The following is a 17,113-nucleotide window of genomic DNA, read 5'->3' as shown; positions in this document are numbered from 1 at the left end:
GTCCGTCTGTTGTGAAGATGCGTGTGTGTGTTGTGCGCGTCGCGTCTGACGTGCAGCGTTACGCGTTCGCGTAACCGGGCACGCTCGCGGGAAGATTCACCGCGAGCTTGTCGAGGAAACCGAGGCAGCGTTCGAGCTGCGCGATCTCCACGTATTCGTCGGCCTTGTGGCCTTGCTCGATCGAGCCCGGACCGCACACCACGGTCGGAATGCCGATGCCTTGAAACAGGCCGCCTTCGGTGCCGAACGAGAGCGTGCGCAGCGTTTCGTCGCCGGTCAGTTCGCAGGCCATGTCGCGCAGCCAGTTGGCGTCGGGATCGGCGGACAGCGCCGGATAATCGACGAGTTCCTGCCATTCGATACCGGTGTCGGCGTGCGTCGCGCGCATCTCGCCTTCGAGTTCGTCTTCGGCGAAACGGCGCGCCGCCTGCACGATCGTATCGATCGAATCGCCGGGCAGATTGCGCACTTCGAATTCGAGTTCGGCGTGATCGGGAATGACGTTGAGCGCAATGCCGCCGTTGAGCTTGCCCGTGTGCACGGTCGTATAAGGCGGCTCGAATCGCGCGTCGTGCTGACCCGATTCGCGCAGCGCGCGGCTCGCGCGGCGCAGATGTACCGCGAATTCGGCCGCGAAATCCACGGCATTCACGCCGAGATGCGTGAGCGCCGAATGCCCCGCAAGCCCCTTGAAACAGCAGCGATACGCGCGCTTGCCCTTATGCGCGATCGCCACCTGCATGCTGGTCGGTTCGCCGATGATGCACGCGAGCGGCTTGAACGGCGCGCGCGCGAGTTCGTCGAGCAGACCACGCACGCCGCGGCAACCGACTTCCTCGTCGTAGCTGAACGCGAGATGAATCGGCAGCGTGCGGCAATGTTCGACGAAGTACGGCACGCTCGCGAGCACGCAGGCGAGGAAGCCCTTCATGTCGGCGGTGCCGCGTCCGAGCACGCGGCCGCTTTCGCGGGTCAGCGCGAACGGCGGCACGGTCCACGGCTGGCCGTCGGCGGGCACGACATCGGTGTGACCGGACAGACACAGGCCCGCACGGTCACGCGGCCCGATGGTCGCGTAGAGATTCGCCTTGTCGCCGGTTTCGTTGTAGTTCAACGATGCCTCGACGCCGAAGCCCGCGAGATACTCGCGCACGAACGTGATCAATTCCAGATTCGAGCGTGCGCTGCGCGTGTCGAATTCGACCAGCGTTTGCAGCAGCGACAGCGTCGATTCGAGTCGTGTGTGGGACATGGCGTCTCCTTGTGAAGCGGCGCGGCGCGTGCGTTGCTTGCGCGCCGCGCGTGGCGGCTTGTTGCTCTGATTCGTGGCTGAGGCTTATTGCTGACGATCGCGCGGAATCACCGCGATCACGTCGATTTCCACGAGCCATTCGGGACGCGCGAGCGCGGAAACCACGAGGCCCGTCGAAACCGGGTACACACCCTTGAGCCACTTGCCGACCACGTTGTAGACGGCTTCGCGATAGCGCACGTCCACGAGGAAAATCGTGATCTTGCAGATGTCTTCGAGACGGCTGCCCGACTCTTCGAGCAGCATCGCGATGTTCGACATCGCTTTTTCGGCTTGCGCCGTCACGTCGCCGATACCGACCGATTCGCGCGTATCGAGGTCCTGGCCGATCTGGCCGCGCACATAGACCGTGTCGTTGGCGACCACGGCCTGGCACAGATCGTTGTCGAGTTTCTGTTCGGGATACGTTTCGCGAGTGTTGAATTTGCGGATGCGTTTGTGGCTCATGTCTGCCTCTGATTGCGTGAGCGTGATGTCTGAATGGGTGCGGTTCGAATCGATGCGAAAAGCTGAAACGCATCGCCTGGAATCGAATGTACCTGTGCTCGAATTATTTACGAAACATCGTTTTCATATTCATTGCATAGCTTTTTCTTATGCGCTGGGCGGCACGAACGCACGGCCTTCGATGTGCTTTCAGGCGGCCATCGTTTCGCGATTCGAATGAAGATTCGCGGCGTCTTCGAGCATCATCTGCGCCGCTTTTTCGCCGATCATGATCGAGGGCGCGTTGGTGTTGCCGCTCACGAGCAGCGGCATGATCGAGGCGTCGGCCACGCGCAATCCGCGCACGCCGCGCACGCGCAAACGCGGGTCCACCACGCTCGCCTCGTCCACGCCCATCTTGCAGGTGCCGGACGGATGGAACACCGTCGCCGCGTAGTCGCGCACGTAATCGAGCAGCGCCTCGTCCGATTGCACGCTCGCGCCCGGCAGCATTTCCTTGCCGCGAATCGGCGCGAATTCCGGTCCCGCGAGAATCGCGCGCGCGAGTTTGATGCCTTCGATCAGCACGTGCGCGTCTTCTTCGCGTTCGAGGAAGTTGTAGTCGATGAGCGGCGCGCGCTGGCCGTCGTCGGTCAGCAGAATGCGGCCGATGCTTTTGGGCCGCAGCACGCAGGTGTGAATCGCATAACCATGGCCGAATTCGAACAGGCGGCCGCGATGGCTGCGATAACCGGGCACGAAATGGAACTGCACGTCGGGGTCGCCGTCGCCCGCGTAACGCGTGCGCGCGAAGCCGCCCGCTTCCACGTAATTCGTCGTGAGCCAGCCCTTCTTTCTCAGCCAGTACGCGCCAGGCGCGCCGAGCACGCTGGGCAGCGAGCCCAGCGAAAAACCCAATGTTTGCGGGCTCGGCGAACGCACCGTCACGAGTCCGTCGAGATGGTCCTGCAAATTGCGTCCGACGCCCGGCAAGTGATGACGCAACGCGATGCCCGCCGCGCGCAACTGCGCTTCGTCGCCGATACCGGAGACCATCAGCAGATGCGGCGAGCCGATCGCGCCCGCACTCAGCACCACTTCGCGATGCGCGCGCAGCAGCACGACTTCGCCATCGCGCTCGACGAATACGCCGCGCGCCGTTTGATCGGCGATATCGAGCGACAGCGCGCGCGTGCCGGTCAGCAGCGTGAGATTCGGCCGCGACAGCACCGGATGCACGAACGCGCGATAACTCGACAGGCGATGCGCGTCTTTCTGCGTGACATCGTAAATGCCCGCGCCGAAGGCATCGCCGCTATTGAAGTCGGTGTTGTGCGGCAAGCCGATGCGCTTCGCCGCGTCGATGAAACGATGCGAAAGCGGATTCGGATCGCGCGGCTGATCCACGCACAACTCGCCCGAGTCGCCATGCACGCGCGCGTCGTGGCCGAGCAGATTGCGTTCGGAGCGTCGGAAGAACGGCAGCACGTCGGCATACGACCAGCCTTCGCAGCCCAGTTCGGCCCAGCGGTCGTAATCCGCGGGCATGCCGCGAATATAGATCATGCTGTTCATCGAACTGGAACCGCCGAGCATCTTGCCGCGCGGACAATGCAGGCGGCGTCCGTTCAGGCGCTTTTGCGGCGCCGACTCGAAGTTATAGCTGTATTTAGGGCTCTTATAGAGCGTGATCGTACCGGCGGGCACCTGAATGCGCGCCGAGCGGTCGTCGCCGCCGCCTTCGACGAGGCAGACGCGCACGGCCGGGTCCGCGCTCAGGCGATTCGCCATCACACAGCCCGCCGAGCCCGCCCCGACAATCACATAATCGAAATCCAGCACCTGTGTTGCAGTCGGCATATTCGTATCCCCGCGCCTTAGTATTGAATCCAGGTGGTTTTCAGGCCCGTGAATTTGTCGAGCGCGTGCAGCGACAGATCGCGGCCAAAGCCCGATTGACGGAAGCCGCCGAACGGCGTCTGCATGCTCAGCGCGTCCACCGTATTCACCGAGACCGTGCCCGCGCGCAGATTCGCCGCCACGCGATGCGCGCGCTTGAGGCTGCCGCTCCACACCGAGGCCGCGAGACCGTAAATCGAATCGTTGGCAATCCGAACGGCTTCGTCTTCACTATCGAACGGCATCACCGCCAGCACCGGGCCGAACACTTCGTCGCGCGCCAGTTCCGCATCGGGACGCACGCCCGCGAAGATCGTCGGCTCGATGAACCAGCCTTTGCCGTTCACGCGCGCCGCGTTGCCGCCGCTGACGAGCGACGCACTGCGGCGGCTGCGCTCGATGAAGGCCATCACGCGCTCGTGCTGCGCGCCATCGACCATCGCGCCCATGCCGCTCGCGGGATCGAGCGGATCGCCGGGATACCAGGCGCGCGCCTGTTCCGCGAGCTTGGCGACGAAGGTGTCGTAAATCGAGCGCTGCACGAGCAGGCGCGAATTCGCCGAGCACACTTCGCCCTGGTTGAAGAAGATGCCGAAGCAGGCTTTTTGCGCGGCCAGATCGAGATCGTCGGCGTCGTCGAAGACGAGGTTCGGGCTTTTGCCGCCGCATTCGAGCCACACCTGCTTCATGTTCGAGCGCGCCGCGTATTCCATGAAGCGCTTGCCGATCGCCGTCGAGCCGGTGAAGGCGAGCACGTCCACGTCGCCATGCAAACCGAGCGCCGCGCCCGCCGTTTCGCCGTAGCCCGGCACCACGTTGAACACGCCATCGGGCACGCCCGCTTCGCGCGCGAGTTCGGCGAGGCGCAGCGCCGAAAGCGGCGATTGCTCGGCGGGTTTGAGCACGACGCTATTGCCCGCCGCGAGCGCGGGCGCCACTTTCCACGCGACCATGTCGAGCGGGAAATTCCACGGCACGACCGCGCCCACCACGCCCAGCGCCTCGCGCGTCACGAACGAGAGGTTGCCCGGTCCCGTGGGCGCGACTTCGCCATAGAGCTTGTCGATGGCCTCGCCGTACCACGCGAACAGTTCCGCCGATGCCGGCACGTCGAACTGCCACGCGTCGGCCACGCGCTTGCCCATGTTCAGCGAATCGAGCAGCGCGAACTCCTCGCGATGCGCGGCGATCAGCGCGCCGAGACGTCGCAGCACTTTCTTGCGTTCAGCGGGCGCGCAGCGCGACCACGTCCCCGCTTCGAACGCCGCGCGCGCGGCGCGCACGGCGAGGTCCACGTCTTCGGCATCGCAGGCCGCGACTTCGGCAATCGTGGCTTCCGTCGCGGGATTGATCGCCGTGAAGGTCTTGCCGCTGCGCGCGGGCACGAAACGGCCGTCGATAAATGCCTGTGCACGCGGCGTCACGCGCGCGGCCAGATCGCGCCATTGCGAGTAGTCGGGTTGCTGCGCGGGGGTAGCGTCGGTGGCGCTCAAGGTGGACTCCTGGATTCGATGGGATCGGTGTCGATGAAGGCGCGCGCGTTACTCGTCGCCGGGCACGCCATACGACGGCGCGCGCGTGGGATCGGTCGCGCGCAGCACGTAGTCGTTCATTTGCGGCGCGTAGCGGTCCCACAGCGCGCGCAGATCGGCGATCGGCTGATCGCTCCAGTCCACGCGCAGCTCGGCCACCGGCCAGCTCGCGCCGTCGAACACGCACAGGCCCGCCGAATGCACCGGTCCCGCTTCGCCGCCCGCCGCGAGGCCCGCTTCGAGCGCGCGCAGCAAGCGGTCCGGCAGCGCGCGCGAGGCGTGCTCCGCGAAGGCTTCGATCATCGCGGCGGGCACGCTGTCGTTCGCCAGCAGATTGCCGACCGCCACGCAGTCCGCGCCGCTCGCGCCCGCATGCAGGCCGAGCCCGCGCTCGCCCGTGCGCCAGGCGGAAAAGCCCGCCGCGTCGAGCACCGCGAGCTGACGCCACTCCGCATACGGGCGCGCGCCCGCGATGCGTTCGAGCACCGCGTGCGCGCCATAGCCTTGCGCGAGTTCGCCCAGACCGATCTGCCCGAGGCGCGGATCGGTGACGTTCTGGCTCAGCACCACGCCGTCGCGGCTCGCCCAGAGGCAGCGGCTCGGCACGGCGATGCTCGAACTCGTCACGATGCCGCCCACGGCACCGGTACGCGCGCAACGGCCTGCAATCGAAAAGGTCATGAACGGACTCCAGGTAGATTCAATGCTTGTTTTGATGCTCGCGCCGCGCGCCGAATATGGGCCGCCAGCGCGTCGAGCCTAGAATCTATCGAGCCAAAATTCATTCGAAAAACATTGTTTGTCTATGTCTTGAAAAGGCTTAGACTATGCAAGCGATGCGCGTCGCCACGGCTGGCGCTTGCGCCTTCGCTCCCGCCTCGCGACATCCGGCTCTCGCTTCCGACCCTTCGATTGGCCCATGGAAAACACGCCCCTTCACTATTCGCTGCGCCAGTTGAGATACTTCGTCGCCACGGCGGAAGCGCTGTCGTTCACGGCGGCGGCCAAGCGGCTGCACGTCTCGCAGCCGTCGATTTCATCGGCGTTATCGGAACTCGAAAACGCCTTCGGGCTGCAACTGTTCATCCGCCATCACGCGCACGGACTCTCGCTGACCCAGGCGGGCCGCGATCTGCTCGGCCGCGCGCGCGACCTGCTGAAAAGCGCGGAAGAATTGCAGATCGCCGCGCGCCATTCCGATACCGGCATCGCGGGCACAATCTCGCTCGGCTGCCTGACTTCGGTCGCGCCGCCGCTGATGCCCTGGCTCATGAGCCGCTTTCTGAATTCGCGCACGGGTGTGGAATTCCAGACGCGCGAAGGCGATCAGGAAACGCTGTTCGTGGGTCTGCGCGACGGCACGCTCGATGTGGCGCTCACCTACGACATCGATATCGACGACACGATCGACTTCACGCCCATCGTCGAATTTCCGCCTTACGTGCTGCTGCCCGCGAAGCATCGCCTTGCCGCCAGCGAGCAGGTGAGTCTCAAGGATCTGCTCGACGAGCCTTACGTGATGCTCGATCTCGCGCACAGCAAGGAGTATTTCGCTTCGCTGTTCGATCGCTACGGCAATCGGCCGGTGGCCGCGTTCAGTTCTTCGCAGCCTGAAGTCGTGCGCGGCATGGTCGCGAACGGACTCGGCTACAGCATTCACAATTTCCCGCTACGCAACGCGCAGACGGTGGACGGCGGCCGCTTCGTTTCACGGCCCATCAAGGAGAAAGTGAAGCCGACCGTGCTGGGCGTCGCGCGTTCGACGCGCTCGCATCCGCGTCAGTTGATTCGCGATTTCACTGCGTTTTGCTACGACGAAGTCTCGCGCGCGTGGACCAAATAAATGAATAAAAACGCTGCGCGCCTTTAGAAAGCGTGCAGCGTCTAGTGCCTCGTTTTATTGGCTCGCCTGAATATGCCGCCACGTGGCATCGACGGCATCGCGCATCGTGCCGATCAATTCATCGATCTGCGCCGAGTCGATCACAAGCGGCGGCGCAACGATCAAACGGCCATTGGTCGAGCGCACGATCGCGCCGCGCTCGAAACCTTCGGTACGGCTGTGCCACGTGAGATCGGCTTCGTTGGCGTAGCGCTCGCGCGTGGTTTTGTCTTTCGCGAACTGAATCGCGCCCACGGCACCCACGCCCTGAATCTCGCCGATCAACGGATGATCGGCGAACGCGTCGCGCAATGCGCGCTGCAAATACGGCCCCGTGTCTTCCTTCGTGCGCGCGACCAGTTGCTCGCGTTCGAGCACGTCGAGATTCGCGAGCGCGACGGCCGCCGCCACCGGATGGCCCGAATACGTGAGCCCGTGCGCATACACGCCGCCGCGCTCCACCAGCGCCTCGCCGATGCGCCGGCTCATGACGAGACCGCCCATCGGCACATAACCGGATGTGAGCCCCTTGGCGATCGAAACGAGATCCGGTTCGAAGCCGAAATGCCGATGCGCGAACCATTCGCCCGTGCGGCCGAAGCCGCCGATCACTTCGTCGGCGCACAGCAGCACGTCGTATTTCCGGCAGATGCGTTCGATCTCCGGCCAGTAGCCTTCAGGCGGAAAGATCATGCCGCCCGCGCCCTGGAACGGTTCGGCCACGAACGCGGCCACGTTCTCCGCGCCGAGTTCGAGAATCTTGCGTTCGAGCGATTGCGCGGCCTGCAAGCCGAAGGCCTCGGGCGTGAGGTCGCCGCCATTCGCGTACCAGTACGGCTCGTCGACGTGCGTGATATTCGGAATCGGCAGGTCGCCCATTTCGTGCATGAACGCCATGCCGCCAAGCGATGCGCTGCCGACGGTCGAACCGTGATAGCCGTTCACGCGGCCGATCATGATCTTCTTTTGCGGCTGGCCCATCACGTCCCAGAAGCGGCGCACCGTGCGGATCAGCACTTCATTCGATTCGGAGCCCGAATTGGTATACACCACGTGACTGAAACGATCGCCGAGCAGCGCGAACAGCCGCTCCGACAATTCGATCACCGCCGGATGCGTGGTGTGAAAGAACATGTTGTAGTAGGACAGCGTGCTCATCTGGCGCGCGGCGGCATCGACGAGTTCGGCGCGGCCATAGCCCACGTTGGTGCACCAGAGCCCCGACATGCCGTCGATATAGCGCTTGCCGTCGTTGTCCCACAGATACACGCCCTCGCCGCGCACCATCACGCGCGGGCCTTCGGCGTTCAGTGCCTTCTGATCGACGAAGGCGTGAAGGTGATGGGCGGCGTCGCTGCGCTGCCAGTCTGCCGTACTGCGTGCCTGGGTGCCGGGCGTAGTACCGACTGCGAATTCAGGTGCGTTCATGCGCGGTGTCTCCTCTGTACGGAATGCGTTTTCTTCGATGCGTGAGATTCAGATGCCCACGGCGATATCGTTCGGGTTCTGCGCCGAACCGGCGCGCGAGAAACGCTTGCAGCCCACGTAATACACGACCGAGGTGAGAATCAGCCCGACGACCCACGAAATGTCGGCGCCGCCCAGGCGTTTCGCCATCGGCCCGGTGTAAAGATCGGTCGCCACGAAGGGCAGTTGCACGGCGATGCCGAACAGGTAGGCGAAGATCGCCACGCCGTTGAAGCGTCCGTAGATGCCGCCGTCCTGGCGGAAGAACGAGTCGATGTGATAGTCGCCGTGGCAGACGAGGTAGTAATCGATCAGGTTCACCGCCGTCCACGGCACCAGCACGTAGAGCAGCAGCAGAATGAAGTTCGTATATTCGGCGAGGAAGTTGCTCTGGCCGAACAGCGCGATGGCGAGCGAGATCGCGAACAGGATCACCGCCGTCACGGCGCGTGCGCGCGCCTGGCCCGACCACGAGGGAAACAGCGTCTGCACGATCGTCATCGACGAGAGCGCGCCGCAATAGAGGTTCATCGCGTTGGTGGCGGCGATGCCCACCGAGAGCACGATCACCACCAGACCGCTGATGCCGTGCGTGAGCGTGGTGAGGCCGTTGACCACGTCGCCGTCAGCGACCATCAGGCCGACCATCGCGCCCAGCACCATCGGGAAGATCGAGCCCAGCGAGCAGCCCCAGTAGCTCGACCAGAACGCCACGCGTGCACCGGTTGCGCGCGGCATGTAGCGCGAGTAGTCGGACACATACGGCGCGTAGGCGATCTGCCAGAGCGCGGCGATCGAGATCGTGCCGAGGAAGCCCGTGGCGTTCGCCGTGTTGCGCGCGAAGAAGTCGGCGGGCAGGCCGTGCACGCCCACGATCCAGATGAACGCGAGCAGCAGCACCGCGCCCGAGCACCACGTCATCACCCGCGTGTAGGCGTGAATCAGGTTGTAGCCGAAGATGGTCGCGACGAGACTCAGCGCGCCCACCACGAGCACGCCGTCGTTCACGCTGACGTGCGTCGTGAGGCTATGCAGCGCCTGGCCGCCCAGCACGAGATTCGAGGCGAAGAAGCCCAGATACATCACCACGACGAGGCCGACCACCAGCAGCGAGCCGAGCGAGCCGAACTGACCGCGCGTCTGCACCATCTGCGGCACGCCGAGCTGCGGGCCTTGCGCCGAATGCAGCGCCATGAACACGGCGCCCACGAGCGTGCCGATCACGATGCCGAGCACGCCCCACCAGAACGGCTGCTTGAACACGGTCACGGCCAGCGCGCCCGTGACGATGGTCAGCAACATGATGTTCGACCCGAACCAGATCGTGAACAGGTCGCTCGCGCGGCCGTGGCGCTCGGCGTCGGGTATTGGCTGGATCGTGCTCTGCTCGAGGCGGGCAACGGTATCGGATTGGCTCATCGGCGGCTCCTGCGTAGGAAAGATGCGTAACGGTGACGCACGGAAGTGCGTGGCATTGACGCACTTTTGACCGCCAATATTGCGCAGAAAAGAACGAAATTCTTTGCTAGTGAATAGTTTTTTCTTATGCAGTTCGGGCGCGTGCATAGCCGCTGGCTTGCTTGTGAATTGGATATTTCTTCTTGGAAAGAAAATCGGCATGCGGCCATAGTCGCTGCATGCACCGAATGCACCGAACGCGTGCGTTTCAAATTCACGAATGGAGACCTGCATGCTGACCATCCTCGGCGAGCGCCATCGCCTGCATCACGGCCGTAGCGAACTGATCGACGGCGAACTCAAGCCGTGTTTCGAAATGCCCCGGCGCGTCGATATCGTGCGCGCGCGTCTGGCCGAAGCCGGTTTCGACGAGACCATCGCGCCCGAGGCGTTCGGCGTGGACGCGCTGCGCCGCGTGCACAGCGATGCGTATCTCGACTTCCTGCATGGCGCGTGGACGGAGTGGACCGCGCTCGGCCGCACGCACGACGCGCTGCCGACCATCTGGCCCGCGCGCGGTCTGCGCCGCGATCGCGCGCCGCACACCATCGACGGCAAGCTCGGTTTCTACGCGATGGATGCGGGCGCGCCGATCACGGCGGGCACGTGGGACGCGGTCGAGGAGTCGGCCAATCTCGCGCTCACGGGTGCGCAGCGCGTGCACGACGGCGCGCACGCCGCGTTCGCGCTGTGCCGCCCACCCGGCCACCACGCGGGCCGCGACGTGATGGGCGGCTACTGCTACCTCAACAACGCGGCGCTCGCCGCCGCGCATTGGCTCGCGCAGGGCGCGCGGCGCGTGGCGATTCTCGACATCGACTATCACCACGGCAACGGCACGCAGTCGATCTTCTACGACCGCGACGACGTGCTGTTCGCCTCGCTGCACGCCGATCCGCTGCTCGACTATCCCTATCTGCTCGGTCACGCGGACGAAACCGGGCGCGGCGCGGGCGAAGGCTTCAATCTGAACTATCCGCTGCCGTGGGGGACGGACTGGGCCGTCTACGCGCAGGCGCTCGACCACGCGGGGGCGCGCATCGCGGGCTTCGGCCCCGACGCGCTCGTGGTCTCGCTGGGCGTCGATACCTTCGAAGGCGATCCGATCTCGCGCTTCAAGCTCCAATCGGCAGACTTTTCGCGTATCGGCGCGCGCATCGCGGCGCTCGGCCTGCCGACGCTATTTGTGATGGAAGGCGGCTATGCGGTCGAGGAAATCGGCGTGAACGTGGTCAACGTGCTGGCCGGATTCGAGGAGCACGCGGTGGCGCGCACGGAGCGCTGAGCGGGCGGCCGGCGGATGGCTAGCGGGCGGCCAGCGGGCGCAGCGGCCACGCGAAGCATCGGCAGGGTTCCGGCAAGCGGCCCAGGGCGGGTATGATCGAATCCCGTGCAAAACTCTTGCCTGATCCGCTTATGAATTCTCCCGCCGAAGGTTCCTCGCCGCGCGCGCTGCGCGCGCTCACGCCGCTCGAAGCGCGCATCGTCGGCGTGCTGATCGAGAAGCAGCATACGGTGCCCGACACCTATCCGCTCTCGCTGAACTCGCTCACCTCGGGCTGCAACCAGAAGACCGCGCGCGCGCCCGTGATGAACGTCAGCGAAGCCGAAGTGCTCAGCGCCATCGAAGATCTCAAGCATCTGAGCCTCGTGTTCGAAGGCAGCAGCAGCCGCGTGCCGCGCTTCGAGCACAACCTGAACCGCGTGCTCGGCGTGCCCACGCAGGCCGTCGCGCTGCTCACGGTGCTGCTGCTGCGCGGCGCGCAGACGGCCGCCGAACTGCGCCTGAATTCGGCGCGTCTGCATGGTTTCGCCGATGTGTCATCGGTGGAAGCGTTTCTCAGCGAACTCGCCGAACGCGAGCCGCCGCTCGTCGTCAAGCTGCCGCGCGCGCCGGGCGAACGCGAGAGCCGCTGGATGCATCTGCTCTGCGGCGAAGTCAGCCTGAGCGCGCCCGCCGCCTATGCGGGCGAGCGCGAAAGCGTGCCGGATGGCAGCGTTTCGTCGGAGGATTTCGAGGATTTGCGCGCCGATCATCAGCGTCTCGCCGATGAAGTCGCGCGCCTGCAGCAGCTCGTCGAACGCATGGCCGGTGAACTCGGCATCGCGATCGACAAGCTGGAGCCGTCGGAATAAGGCATCAACCAAAGCACGCACGATTGATTCGACATCCGAACCAATCGTGCGCGCTTGAAGAAGCGGCGCTTACTGCGCCTTGCGCGCCGCTTCGATAATCACGTCGGCCACCTGCTGCGGCTGGCCCACCATCGCCACGTGGCTCGCGTTCACGTGCGTGACCTTCGCGCCGATATGCTCGGCCATCTTCGCCTGCAATTGCGGATCGATCATGCGGTCGTGCGACGGAATCACAAAGTACGACGGACGGTCGCGCCACGCGGCCTGATCCACCTTCTGGTCGATACAGCCCGAGAACCACGGCGCCTGTGTGGCCGCGATCAGGCGGCGCTGGGCGACCGGCAGATCCTGCGCGAAGTCGTCGAGCACGGCCTCGGTCGAGAGCGTCAGATAACCCGCCGAATCCTTGCGCAGCGCGTTGGCCCACACGGGCGGCGGCAGCCCCTTCGTGATGTCGCTGATCGACTGGCCTTCGTCGGGCGCGAATGCCGCCACGTAGACGAGCGCCTTCACCTTGTCGTCGTTGCCCGCTTCGCTGATCACCATGCCCGCCCACGAATGGCCGACCAGCACGACCGGGCCCTTCTGCTGCTCGATCACGCGCTTCGTCGCGGCGGCGTCGTCGGCGAGCGAACTCAGCGGATTCTGCACCGCCACCACATGCAAACCGCGCGCTTCGAGCAGCGGAATCACCTTGTCCCAGCTTGAGCCGTCGGCGAACGCGCCGTGCACGAGCACGACGTTCTTGCCTTGCAGATCGGGCGAGATCGCGGGCTGCGCGGGCTGAGCCGCGTGCGCGGCGGGCAGCGCAAAGAGTCCGCCCAACAGGCCAGCGAACGCGAGGGAATTGCGAAGGAGACGAAGCATCGTCGAACTCCGTGGAATGAGTGTGGAAGAAAAGAAGGAGGCCGGAGGCGCGCGCGAACGCAGCGCGCCTCGCGGCGGCGTGGGCATTACGAGTGGGCGTAGATCGGTTCGAGGCCGACCTGATCGGCTTGCGCGCCCGAGAAGTCGTGCAGCGTGGCGTGCGCGGCCTTGACGCGCGAGCCCGAGGCCGAGCTGCCGCTCGTCACGCCGCCGAACGAGGTCTGCACGGCGTTGGCGTTGGCATTGGCTTCATGCGTCGGCGCGTTGGCCGAGGCAACGTCCTGGCTCGCGGCGATGCGCGCCAGCGCCGCCTGAAGGTGAACCGGATACTGGTTGTTGTCGCTCGACTGGCGATAGCCGGCTTGCTGAAGCTGGACCAGTTCCGCGCGCACCTGGGCGCGGGTGAGGCCTTGCTGGGCCGGCTGGGCGGCGAACGAGAGCGCGGGAACGGCAACGACGGCGGCAGCAACGAGGGTACGAACGAGGTTCATGATCAATCTCCAGTCGATGAGTGAGTGAGTCGGTCGGCGCACTGTTGTCTGTGTTCAACCTTGCGTTGGAGATATTTGAACCGCTGGACGTATCTGGCTTGTTTCCGTCGTCCCCCTTTATTGCAAGCGAGTTTTTCCCGCGGCGGCGCAGATACATTGCGGTACAAAACCGCGCGCCGCCGCGAGACGTTTCAGAACGTGTACGTGATCTTGCCGAAGGCCGTGCGGCCCAGCGAGTTGTAGCCGTAAGCGGTCGAATAGTCGCGATTGAACAGGTTCGAGAGCGTGGCCGAGATCGCGAGATGCGCGTTCACCTTGTACGAGGCGCGCAGATTCACCGTGGTGTACGACGGCAGATACGTGGTGTTGAACTGATCGTCGAAGGTCGAGCCACCGTAGAGCAGCGAAACGCCCGTGCTCAGCGCGTGCAGATGAAACTCGTCCCACGTGTGATCGATGCTCAGGTTCACGGTCTGACGCGGGCGCCGGTTCAGCCAAGTCTGATCGCTCACGTCCTGCGGATTGAGGATGCCCACCGCGAGACTGACCGGCGTGTTCGCCCCGAGCGTGCCCTTGTACGAGAGATCGAGGCCCTGAATATGCGCGCGGCCCACGTTCACGGGCAGGAAAGTCTGCGAATCGTAAGTGATGAGGTCGTGCACGCGCGTGTCGTAGAGCGCCGCCGTGAAGGTGCCGATCGAGGTCGTCGCGTCGAGCGCGACTTCGACCGTATCGCTGCGCTCGGGCTGCAGATTCGGATTCGCGTAGCCCGGATAGTAGAGGTCGTTGAACGTCGGCAGACGGAACGCGTTGCCGTACGAAACGCGCGCCGTATAGACCGGCGTGATCGCCCACGCGAGCGCCGCGTTGCCCGTGTTCACGCTCTGCCCTTGCACGACCTCGTGGCGGCCCGCAAGGAACAGCGTCCAGTCGCCGAGCATGAGCGACTGATGCATCGACACGGCGGAGTCGTTGCGCGCAGGCAGCCCGCTTGGCACTTCGACGGGCAGATACGCCTGCTCGCGCGTGAAGTCGTAGGCGAGCTTGGTCTCGCCCGAGAGCGCCTGCCCGAACAGCGTGTGGCCGGTTTCCTGATGCGTGATCGAAGTCGAGCTGCTCAGGCGCGTCGAATCGAACTCGTCGGTCGGAATGCCCGGATCGTTCGCGTAGATGAACTGGCGGTCATACGCGTAACCGAACGACTGGTCGAACTGCGTGGTCGGCGTGATGTCGAGATGGAACGCCACGCCCGTCGTGAGCTGATGATCGCGCTGGCGATCGGCGTAACCCGCGTTGTCGTACGAGAGATCCGACTGGTGATAGAGCGCGAAGGTCGAGATCGACCAGTTGTCGTGCGCATAGCCGAGGCGCGCGTCCAGATCCTGCGCGTGATACGGATTGCGGCCGTCCTCGTGGCCGTAGGCCCACGGCTTGGTCGCGTCGATGCCCGCCGTGTTGTAGTCGTGCAGGCCGAGCGAATACGTGAGCCCGCCGAGCGCCGCGAGCGGCCCGCTCGACGGCACGGTGCCCGAGGTGCGCAATTGCGTGTCGAAGGTCTTGTTCGAGCCGCCGCCGAACGACACCGTGGTCTGGTTCGGCTGATTCGAGGCGTGGCGCGTGAATAGTTGCACGACGCCGCCCACGGCATCCGCGCCAAACGAGGCGGCAGCCGGGCCCGAAATCACTTCCACGCGGTCGAACGCCGAGGTCGGCAGATCGGCCCACGCGGCCGTGCCCGTGGTCGCCGACCCCACGCGGATGCCGTCGATGAACACGGCCACCTGATTGGCCGCCGAGCCGCGAATGCTGACCGAAGCGGTCGCGCCGGGACCGCCGCTCTGCGACACGCTCACGCCGGGCAATGTGGCGAGCGCCTGCGTGATGCTCGGGTCGATGGGGTCGAGCCGGTCGAGATCGGTGCGCGTGAGCACCTGGGTGCTGGCGTAGCGCTGATCGAACGATTGCGGCAGATGCTGCGTGTCGCCGACGACGAGAATGTTCGGCAACGTTGCGTCGGCCTGGGTTGGTGAGGTGCCGGGTTCAGCGCTGACTTCAGCGCCTTGTTCCGCGCTTTGCGTGGACGTTTGCGCAACAGCGCCCTGCCAGGCGCAGGCGGCCATGGCGGTCGCGAGAACGAATTGACGATACTTCATGAGTAGACAGATCCAGAGGTCGAACTGTCCTTGCAACGGGCGGCCGCGCGGGCGGCGCGCGCGCATCGGGACACCCCGCCCTTTGCGGCTGCTTGGACCTCGGTCGATGGCAGGTCTCCTGGCTCGCGGGTCGCCGCCCGATGCCGGCCTTCCCGGTTTCCCAGTGGCCTTCGCTGGCATGGACTCGCCGCTCACAGTTGCGGGGACAGCCGCAGACTTCCGGCGTGCGCCGTTCGCGCGCCGTTACTGCGTTCCCTTTTGATCCCGTCGCCGGGAACCATCAGCGCGCGAGCGTAAAGGCGGCGCGTTCGGCGCGTCAACCTCCGGTGTGCCGGGCGATGCGAAAAAACGTCAAATGCGCGTCGCGGCTTTCATCCCCGTATTCATCGGCTCATTCGAGCGGGAAACCCTGTTTGAAGGTCTGACGCAGGAAATCGGCGAACAAGGTCACGGCGCGCGGCACGTGCGCGCCATAGGGCCGCACCACGTGCAACTGCGACGCGAACGCCCCCACGGGCCGCCACGCAGGCAGCAGCACGACGAGCTTGCCCGCCTGCAACGCGGCCTGCGCGCTGAAATCGGGCAACAGCGCGATGCCCAGATGTTCGAGCGCGGCGTCGCGCAGCGCCTCGCTGTTATTGGCCGACACCGGCCCGTTCACGGTCACGTTCACGCGCGACTGCTCGGCGCGCCGTCCCGCTTTCTCGAACGACCACGCGCCCGACCCGAGCGTGCGCGGATAGTAGAGACAATCGTGCTGCGCGAGATCGGCGGGCGTTTGCGGCGTGCCGCGCAGCTTCAGATAGGCGCGCGTGGCGACGATCACCGAGCGCGTATCGCAGAGCTTGAACGCCACGTGCGTTTCCGGCACCTGCGCGCTGTGGCGGATCGCGAGATCGAAACCTTCGCTCGCAATCGACGTGAGCCGGTCGGACAGTTCAAGCTGCACGCGCACTTCGGGATTCGCGCGCGCGAACTGCGCGAGGCGCGGCACCAGCTGCTGCCGCGCGAAGGCCACGGGCGCGGTCACGCGCACCGTGCCGCGCGCGATATCGGCCATTTCGCGCACGCTCGCGAAACTCGTGGCGATGCGCTCGAACTCCGCGCGCGTGTCCTCCACCAGCCGCAATCCCGCCTCCGTGAAGCGCACGCTGCGCGTGGTGCGCTGCACCAGCGCGACGCCCGCCACGCGTTCGAGTTCGGCGATGCGCTGGCTCATCGCGGCCTTGCTCACGCCGAGGCGCGCGGCGGCCGCCGTATAACTGCCCTGCGCCGCCAGCACGTTCAGCCAGTGCAAATGGGTCCAGAGTGCTTCGACGTTCTGTGTATCCACGAAAAGACTCCTGCCCCGAATACTCAACGATGCGCCGATGATAGCACCGCGCCCGCGCATCTTTCAGCGTTGCGCATGGCGATTGTTCACACTGGAAAACAATCAATTCAGCCGCCGTGTCTTTGCAGACGCCGGGCGGCTCCGTACACTGGCCGTC

14 protein-coding genes and 1 riboswitch are annotated in these 17,113 nt (G+C 65.2%); of the genes, 3 read left to right on the top strand and 11 right to left on the bottom strand.

What is annotated here, in order from left to right:
- Window positions 1-58: 58 nt before the first annotated feature.
- The 5 genes from argE to LDO54_RS21965 form a co-directional block, all read right to left on the bottom strand.
- On the bottom strand, window positions 59-1,252 hold the full coding sequence (argE, locus tag LDO54_RS21985; RefSeq protein ID WP_224012772.1) for an acetylornithine deacetylase: 1,194 nt from the start codon (window positions 1,250-1,252) through the stop codon (window positions 59-61).
- Between the two features lie 84 nt (window positions 1,253-1,336).
- Complete coding sequence (locus LDO54_RS21980) at window positions 1,337-1,759, bottom strand: RidA family protein (protein WP_224012771.1); 423 nt, start codon at window positions 1,757-1,759, stop codon at window positions 1,337-1,339.
- A 189-nt stretch (window positions 1,760-1,948) separates the two neighbouring features.
- On the bottom strand, window positions 1,949-3,598 hold the full coding sequence (locus LDO54_RS21975) for a GMC family oxidoreductase (RefSeq protein ID WP_224012770.1): 1,650 nt from the start codon (window positions 3,596-3,598) through the stop codon (window positions 1,949-1,951).
- A gap of 17 nt (window positions 3,599-3,615) precedes the next feature.
- The gene (locus LDO54_RS21970; protein ID WP_224012769.1) at window positions 3,616-5,130 is read right to left on the bottom strand and encodes an aldehyde dehydrogenase; all 1,515 of its coding nucleotides are present in this window, start codon (window positions 5,128-5,130) and stop codon (window positions 3,616-3,618) included.
- 48 nt (window positions 5,131-5,178) lie between these two features.
- Window positions 5,179-5,850 carry a DUF1028 domain-containing protein gene (locus LDO54_RS21965; RefSeq protein WP_224012768.1) on the bottom strand — a complete coding sequence of 224 codons (672 nt, stop codon included), beginning with the start codon at window positions 5,848-5,850 and terminating at the stop codon, window positions 5,179-5,181.
- A 238-nt stretch (window positions 5,851-6,088) separates the two neighbouring features.
- Here LDO54_RS21965 and LDO54_RS21960 point away from each other — a divergent pair, with 238 nt between their 5' ends.
- A complete protein-coding gene (locus tag LDO54_RS21960) occupies window positions 6,089-7,012 on the top strand; it encodes a LysR family transcriptional regulator (protein WP_224012767.1) in 924 nt (307 codons plus the stop codon).
- 54 nt (window positions 7,013-7,066) lie between these two features.
- Here LDO54_RS21960 and LDO54_RS21955 read toward each other — a convergent pair whose 3' ends face one another.
- Together LDO54_RS21955 and LDO54_RS21950 are read right to left on the bottom strand one after the other, a co-directional pair.
- The gene (locus LDO54_RS21955) at window positions 7,067-8,479 is read right to left on the bottom strand and encodes an aspartate aminotransferase family protein (protein ID WP_224012766.1); all 1,413 of its coding nucleotides are present in this window, start codon (window positions 8,477-8,479) and stop codon (window positions 7,067-7,069) included.
- Between the two features lie 48 nt (window positions 8,480-8,527).
- Window positions 8,528-9,937, bottom strand: a complete 1,410-nt coding sequence (locus LDO54_RS21950; RefSeq protein WP_224012765.1) for a purine-cytosine permease family protein — start codon at window positions 9,935-9,937, stop codon at window positions 8,528-8,530.
- A gap of 271 nt (window positions 9,938-10,208) precedes the next feature.
- Between LDO54_RS21950 and LDO54_RS21945 the strand changes: the two genes are divergently transcribed.
- Together LDO54_RS21945 and LDO54_RS21940 are read left to right on the top strand one after the other, a co-directional pair.
- Window positions 10,209-11,261, top strand: a complete 1,053-nt coding sequence (locus tag LDO54_RS21945) for a histone deacetylase family protein (protein WP_224012764.1) — start codon at window positions 10,209-10,211, stop codon at window positions 11,259-11,261.
- A gap of 131 nt (window positions 11,262-11,392) precedes the next feature.
- Window positions 11,393-12,112: a YceH family protein gene (locus LDO54_RS21940; protein WP_224012763.1), complete on the top strand. Its 720-nt coding sequence runs from the start codon at window positions 11,393-11,395 to the stop codon at window positions 12,110-12,112.
- 69 nt (window positions 12,113-12,181) lie between these two features.
- Here the strand turns inward: LDO54_RS21940 and LDO54_RS21935 are convergent, their stop codons facing one another.
- The 4 genes from LDO54_RS21935 to LDO54_RS21920 all read right to left on the bottom strand — a co-directional run bounded on the left by LDO54_RS21935 (window position 12,182) and on the right by LDO54_RS21920 (window position 16,956).
- Complete coding sequence (locus LDO54_RS21935; RefSeq protein ID WP_224012762.1) at window positions 12,182-12,979, bottom strand: alpha/beta fold hydrolase; 798 nt, start codon at window positions 12,977-12,979, stop codon at window positions 12,182-12,184.
- A gap of 86 nt (window positions 12,980-13,065) precedes the next feature.
- Window positions 13,066-13,470 (bottom strand): DUF4148 domain-containing protein, encoded by a 405-nt coding sequence (locus tag LDO54_RS21930; protein ID WP_224012761.1) that lies wholly within the window; start codon window positions 13,468-13,470, stop codon window positions 13,066-13,068.
- A gap of 191 nt (window positions 13,471-13,661) precedes the next feature.
- Complete coding sequence (locus LDO54_RS21925) at window positions 13,662-15,623, bottom strand: TonB-dependent receptor domain-containing protein (protein WP_224012760.1); 1,962 nt, start codon at window positions 15,621-15,623, stop codon at window positions 13,662-13,664.
- Window positions 15,624-15,714: 91 nt separating this feature from the next.
- Window positions 15,715-15,921, bottom strand: a riboswitch (cobalamin riboswitch).
- A gap of 93 nt (window positions 15,922-16,014) precedes the next feature.
- Window positions 16,015-16,956, bottom strand: a complete 942-nt coding sequence (locus LDO54_RS21920) for a LysR family transcriptional regulator (protein ID WP_224012759.1) — start codon at window positions 16,954-16,956, stop codon at window positions 16,015-16,017.
- Window positions 16,957-17,113: the final 157 nt, after the last annotated feature.

Origin of the sequence: Paraburkholderia tropica, from assembly GCF_914484835.1 — a bacterium.
Classification (GTDB): domain Bacteria; phylum Pseudomonadota; class Gammaproteobacteria; order Burkholderiales; family Burkholderiaceae; genus Paraburkholderia; species Paraburkholderia tropica_A.
Note: the sequence above shows the minus strand (reverse complement) of the source record. Positions and strands in the feature narration are given on the sequence as shown.

What these genes read in the sequence shown, in the direction of transcription:
- LDO54_RS21980 (WP_224012771.1), bottom strand. Translation starts at nt 1,759, where the DNA reads ATGAGCCACAAACGCATCCGCAAATTCAACACTCGCGAAACGTATCCC.
- LDO54_RS21940 (WP_224012763.1), top strand. Translation starts at nt 11,393, where the DNA reads ATGAATTCTCCCGCCGAAGGTTCCTCGCCGCGCGCGCTGCGCGCGCTC.
- LDO54_RS21935 (WP_224012762.1), bottom strand. Translation starts at nt 12,979, where the DNA reads ATGCTTCGTCTCCTTCGCAATTCCCTCGCGTTCGCTGGCCTGTTGGGC.
- LDO54_RS21965 (WP_224012768.1), bottom strand. Translation starts at nt 5,850, where the DNA reads ATGACCTTTTCGATTGCAGGCCGTTGCGCGCGTACCGGTGCCGTGGGC.
- argE (WP_224012772.1), bottom strand. Translation starts at nt 1,252, where the DNA reads ATGTCCCACACACGACTCGAATCGACGCTGTCGCTGCTGCAAACGCTG.
- LDO54_RS21950 (WP_224012765.1), bottom strand. Translation starts at nt 9,937, where the DNA reads ATGAGCCAATCCGATACCGTTGCCCGCCTCGAGCAGAGCACGATCCAG.
- LDO54_RS21955 (WP_224012766.1), bottom strand. Translation starts at nt 8,479, where the DNA reads ATGAACGCACCTGAATTCGCAGTCGGTACTACGCCCGGCACCCAGGCA.
- LDO54_RS21930 (WP_224012761.1), bottom strand. Translation starts at nt 13,470, where the DNA reads ATGAACCTCGTTCGTACCCTCGTTGCTGCCGCCGTCGTTGCCGTTCCC.
- LDO54_RS21925 (WP_224012760.1), bottom strand. Translation starts at nt 15,623, where the DNA reads ATGAAGTATCGTCAATTCGTTCTCGCGACCGCCATGGCCGCCTGCGCC.
- LDO54_RS21960 (WP_224012767.1), top strand. Translation starts at nt 6,089, where the DNA reads ATGGAAAACACGCCCCTTCACTATTCGCTGCGCCAGTTGAGATACTTC.
- LDO54_RS21975 (WP_224012770.1), bottom strand. Translation starts at nt 3,598, where the DNA reads ATGCCGACTGCAACACAGGTGCTGGATTTCGATTATGTGATTGTCGGG.
- LDO54_RS21945 (WP_224012764.1), top strand. Translation starts at nt 10,209, where the DNA reads ATGCTGACCATCCTCGGCGAGCGCCATCGCCTGCATCACGGCCGTAGC.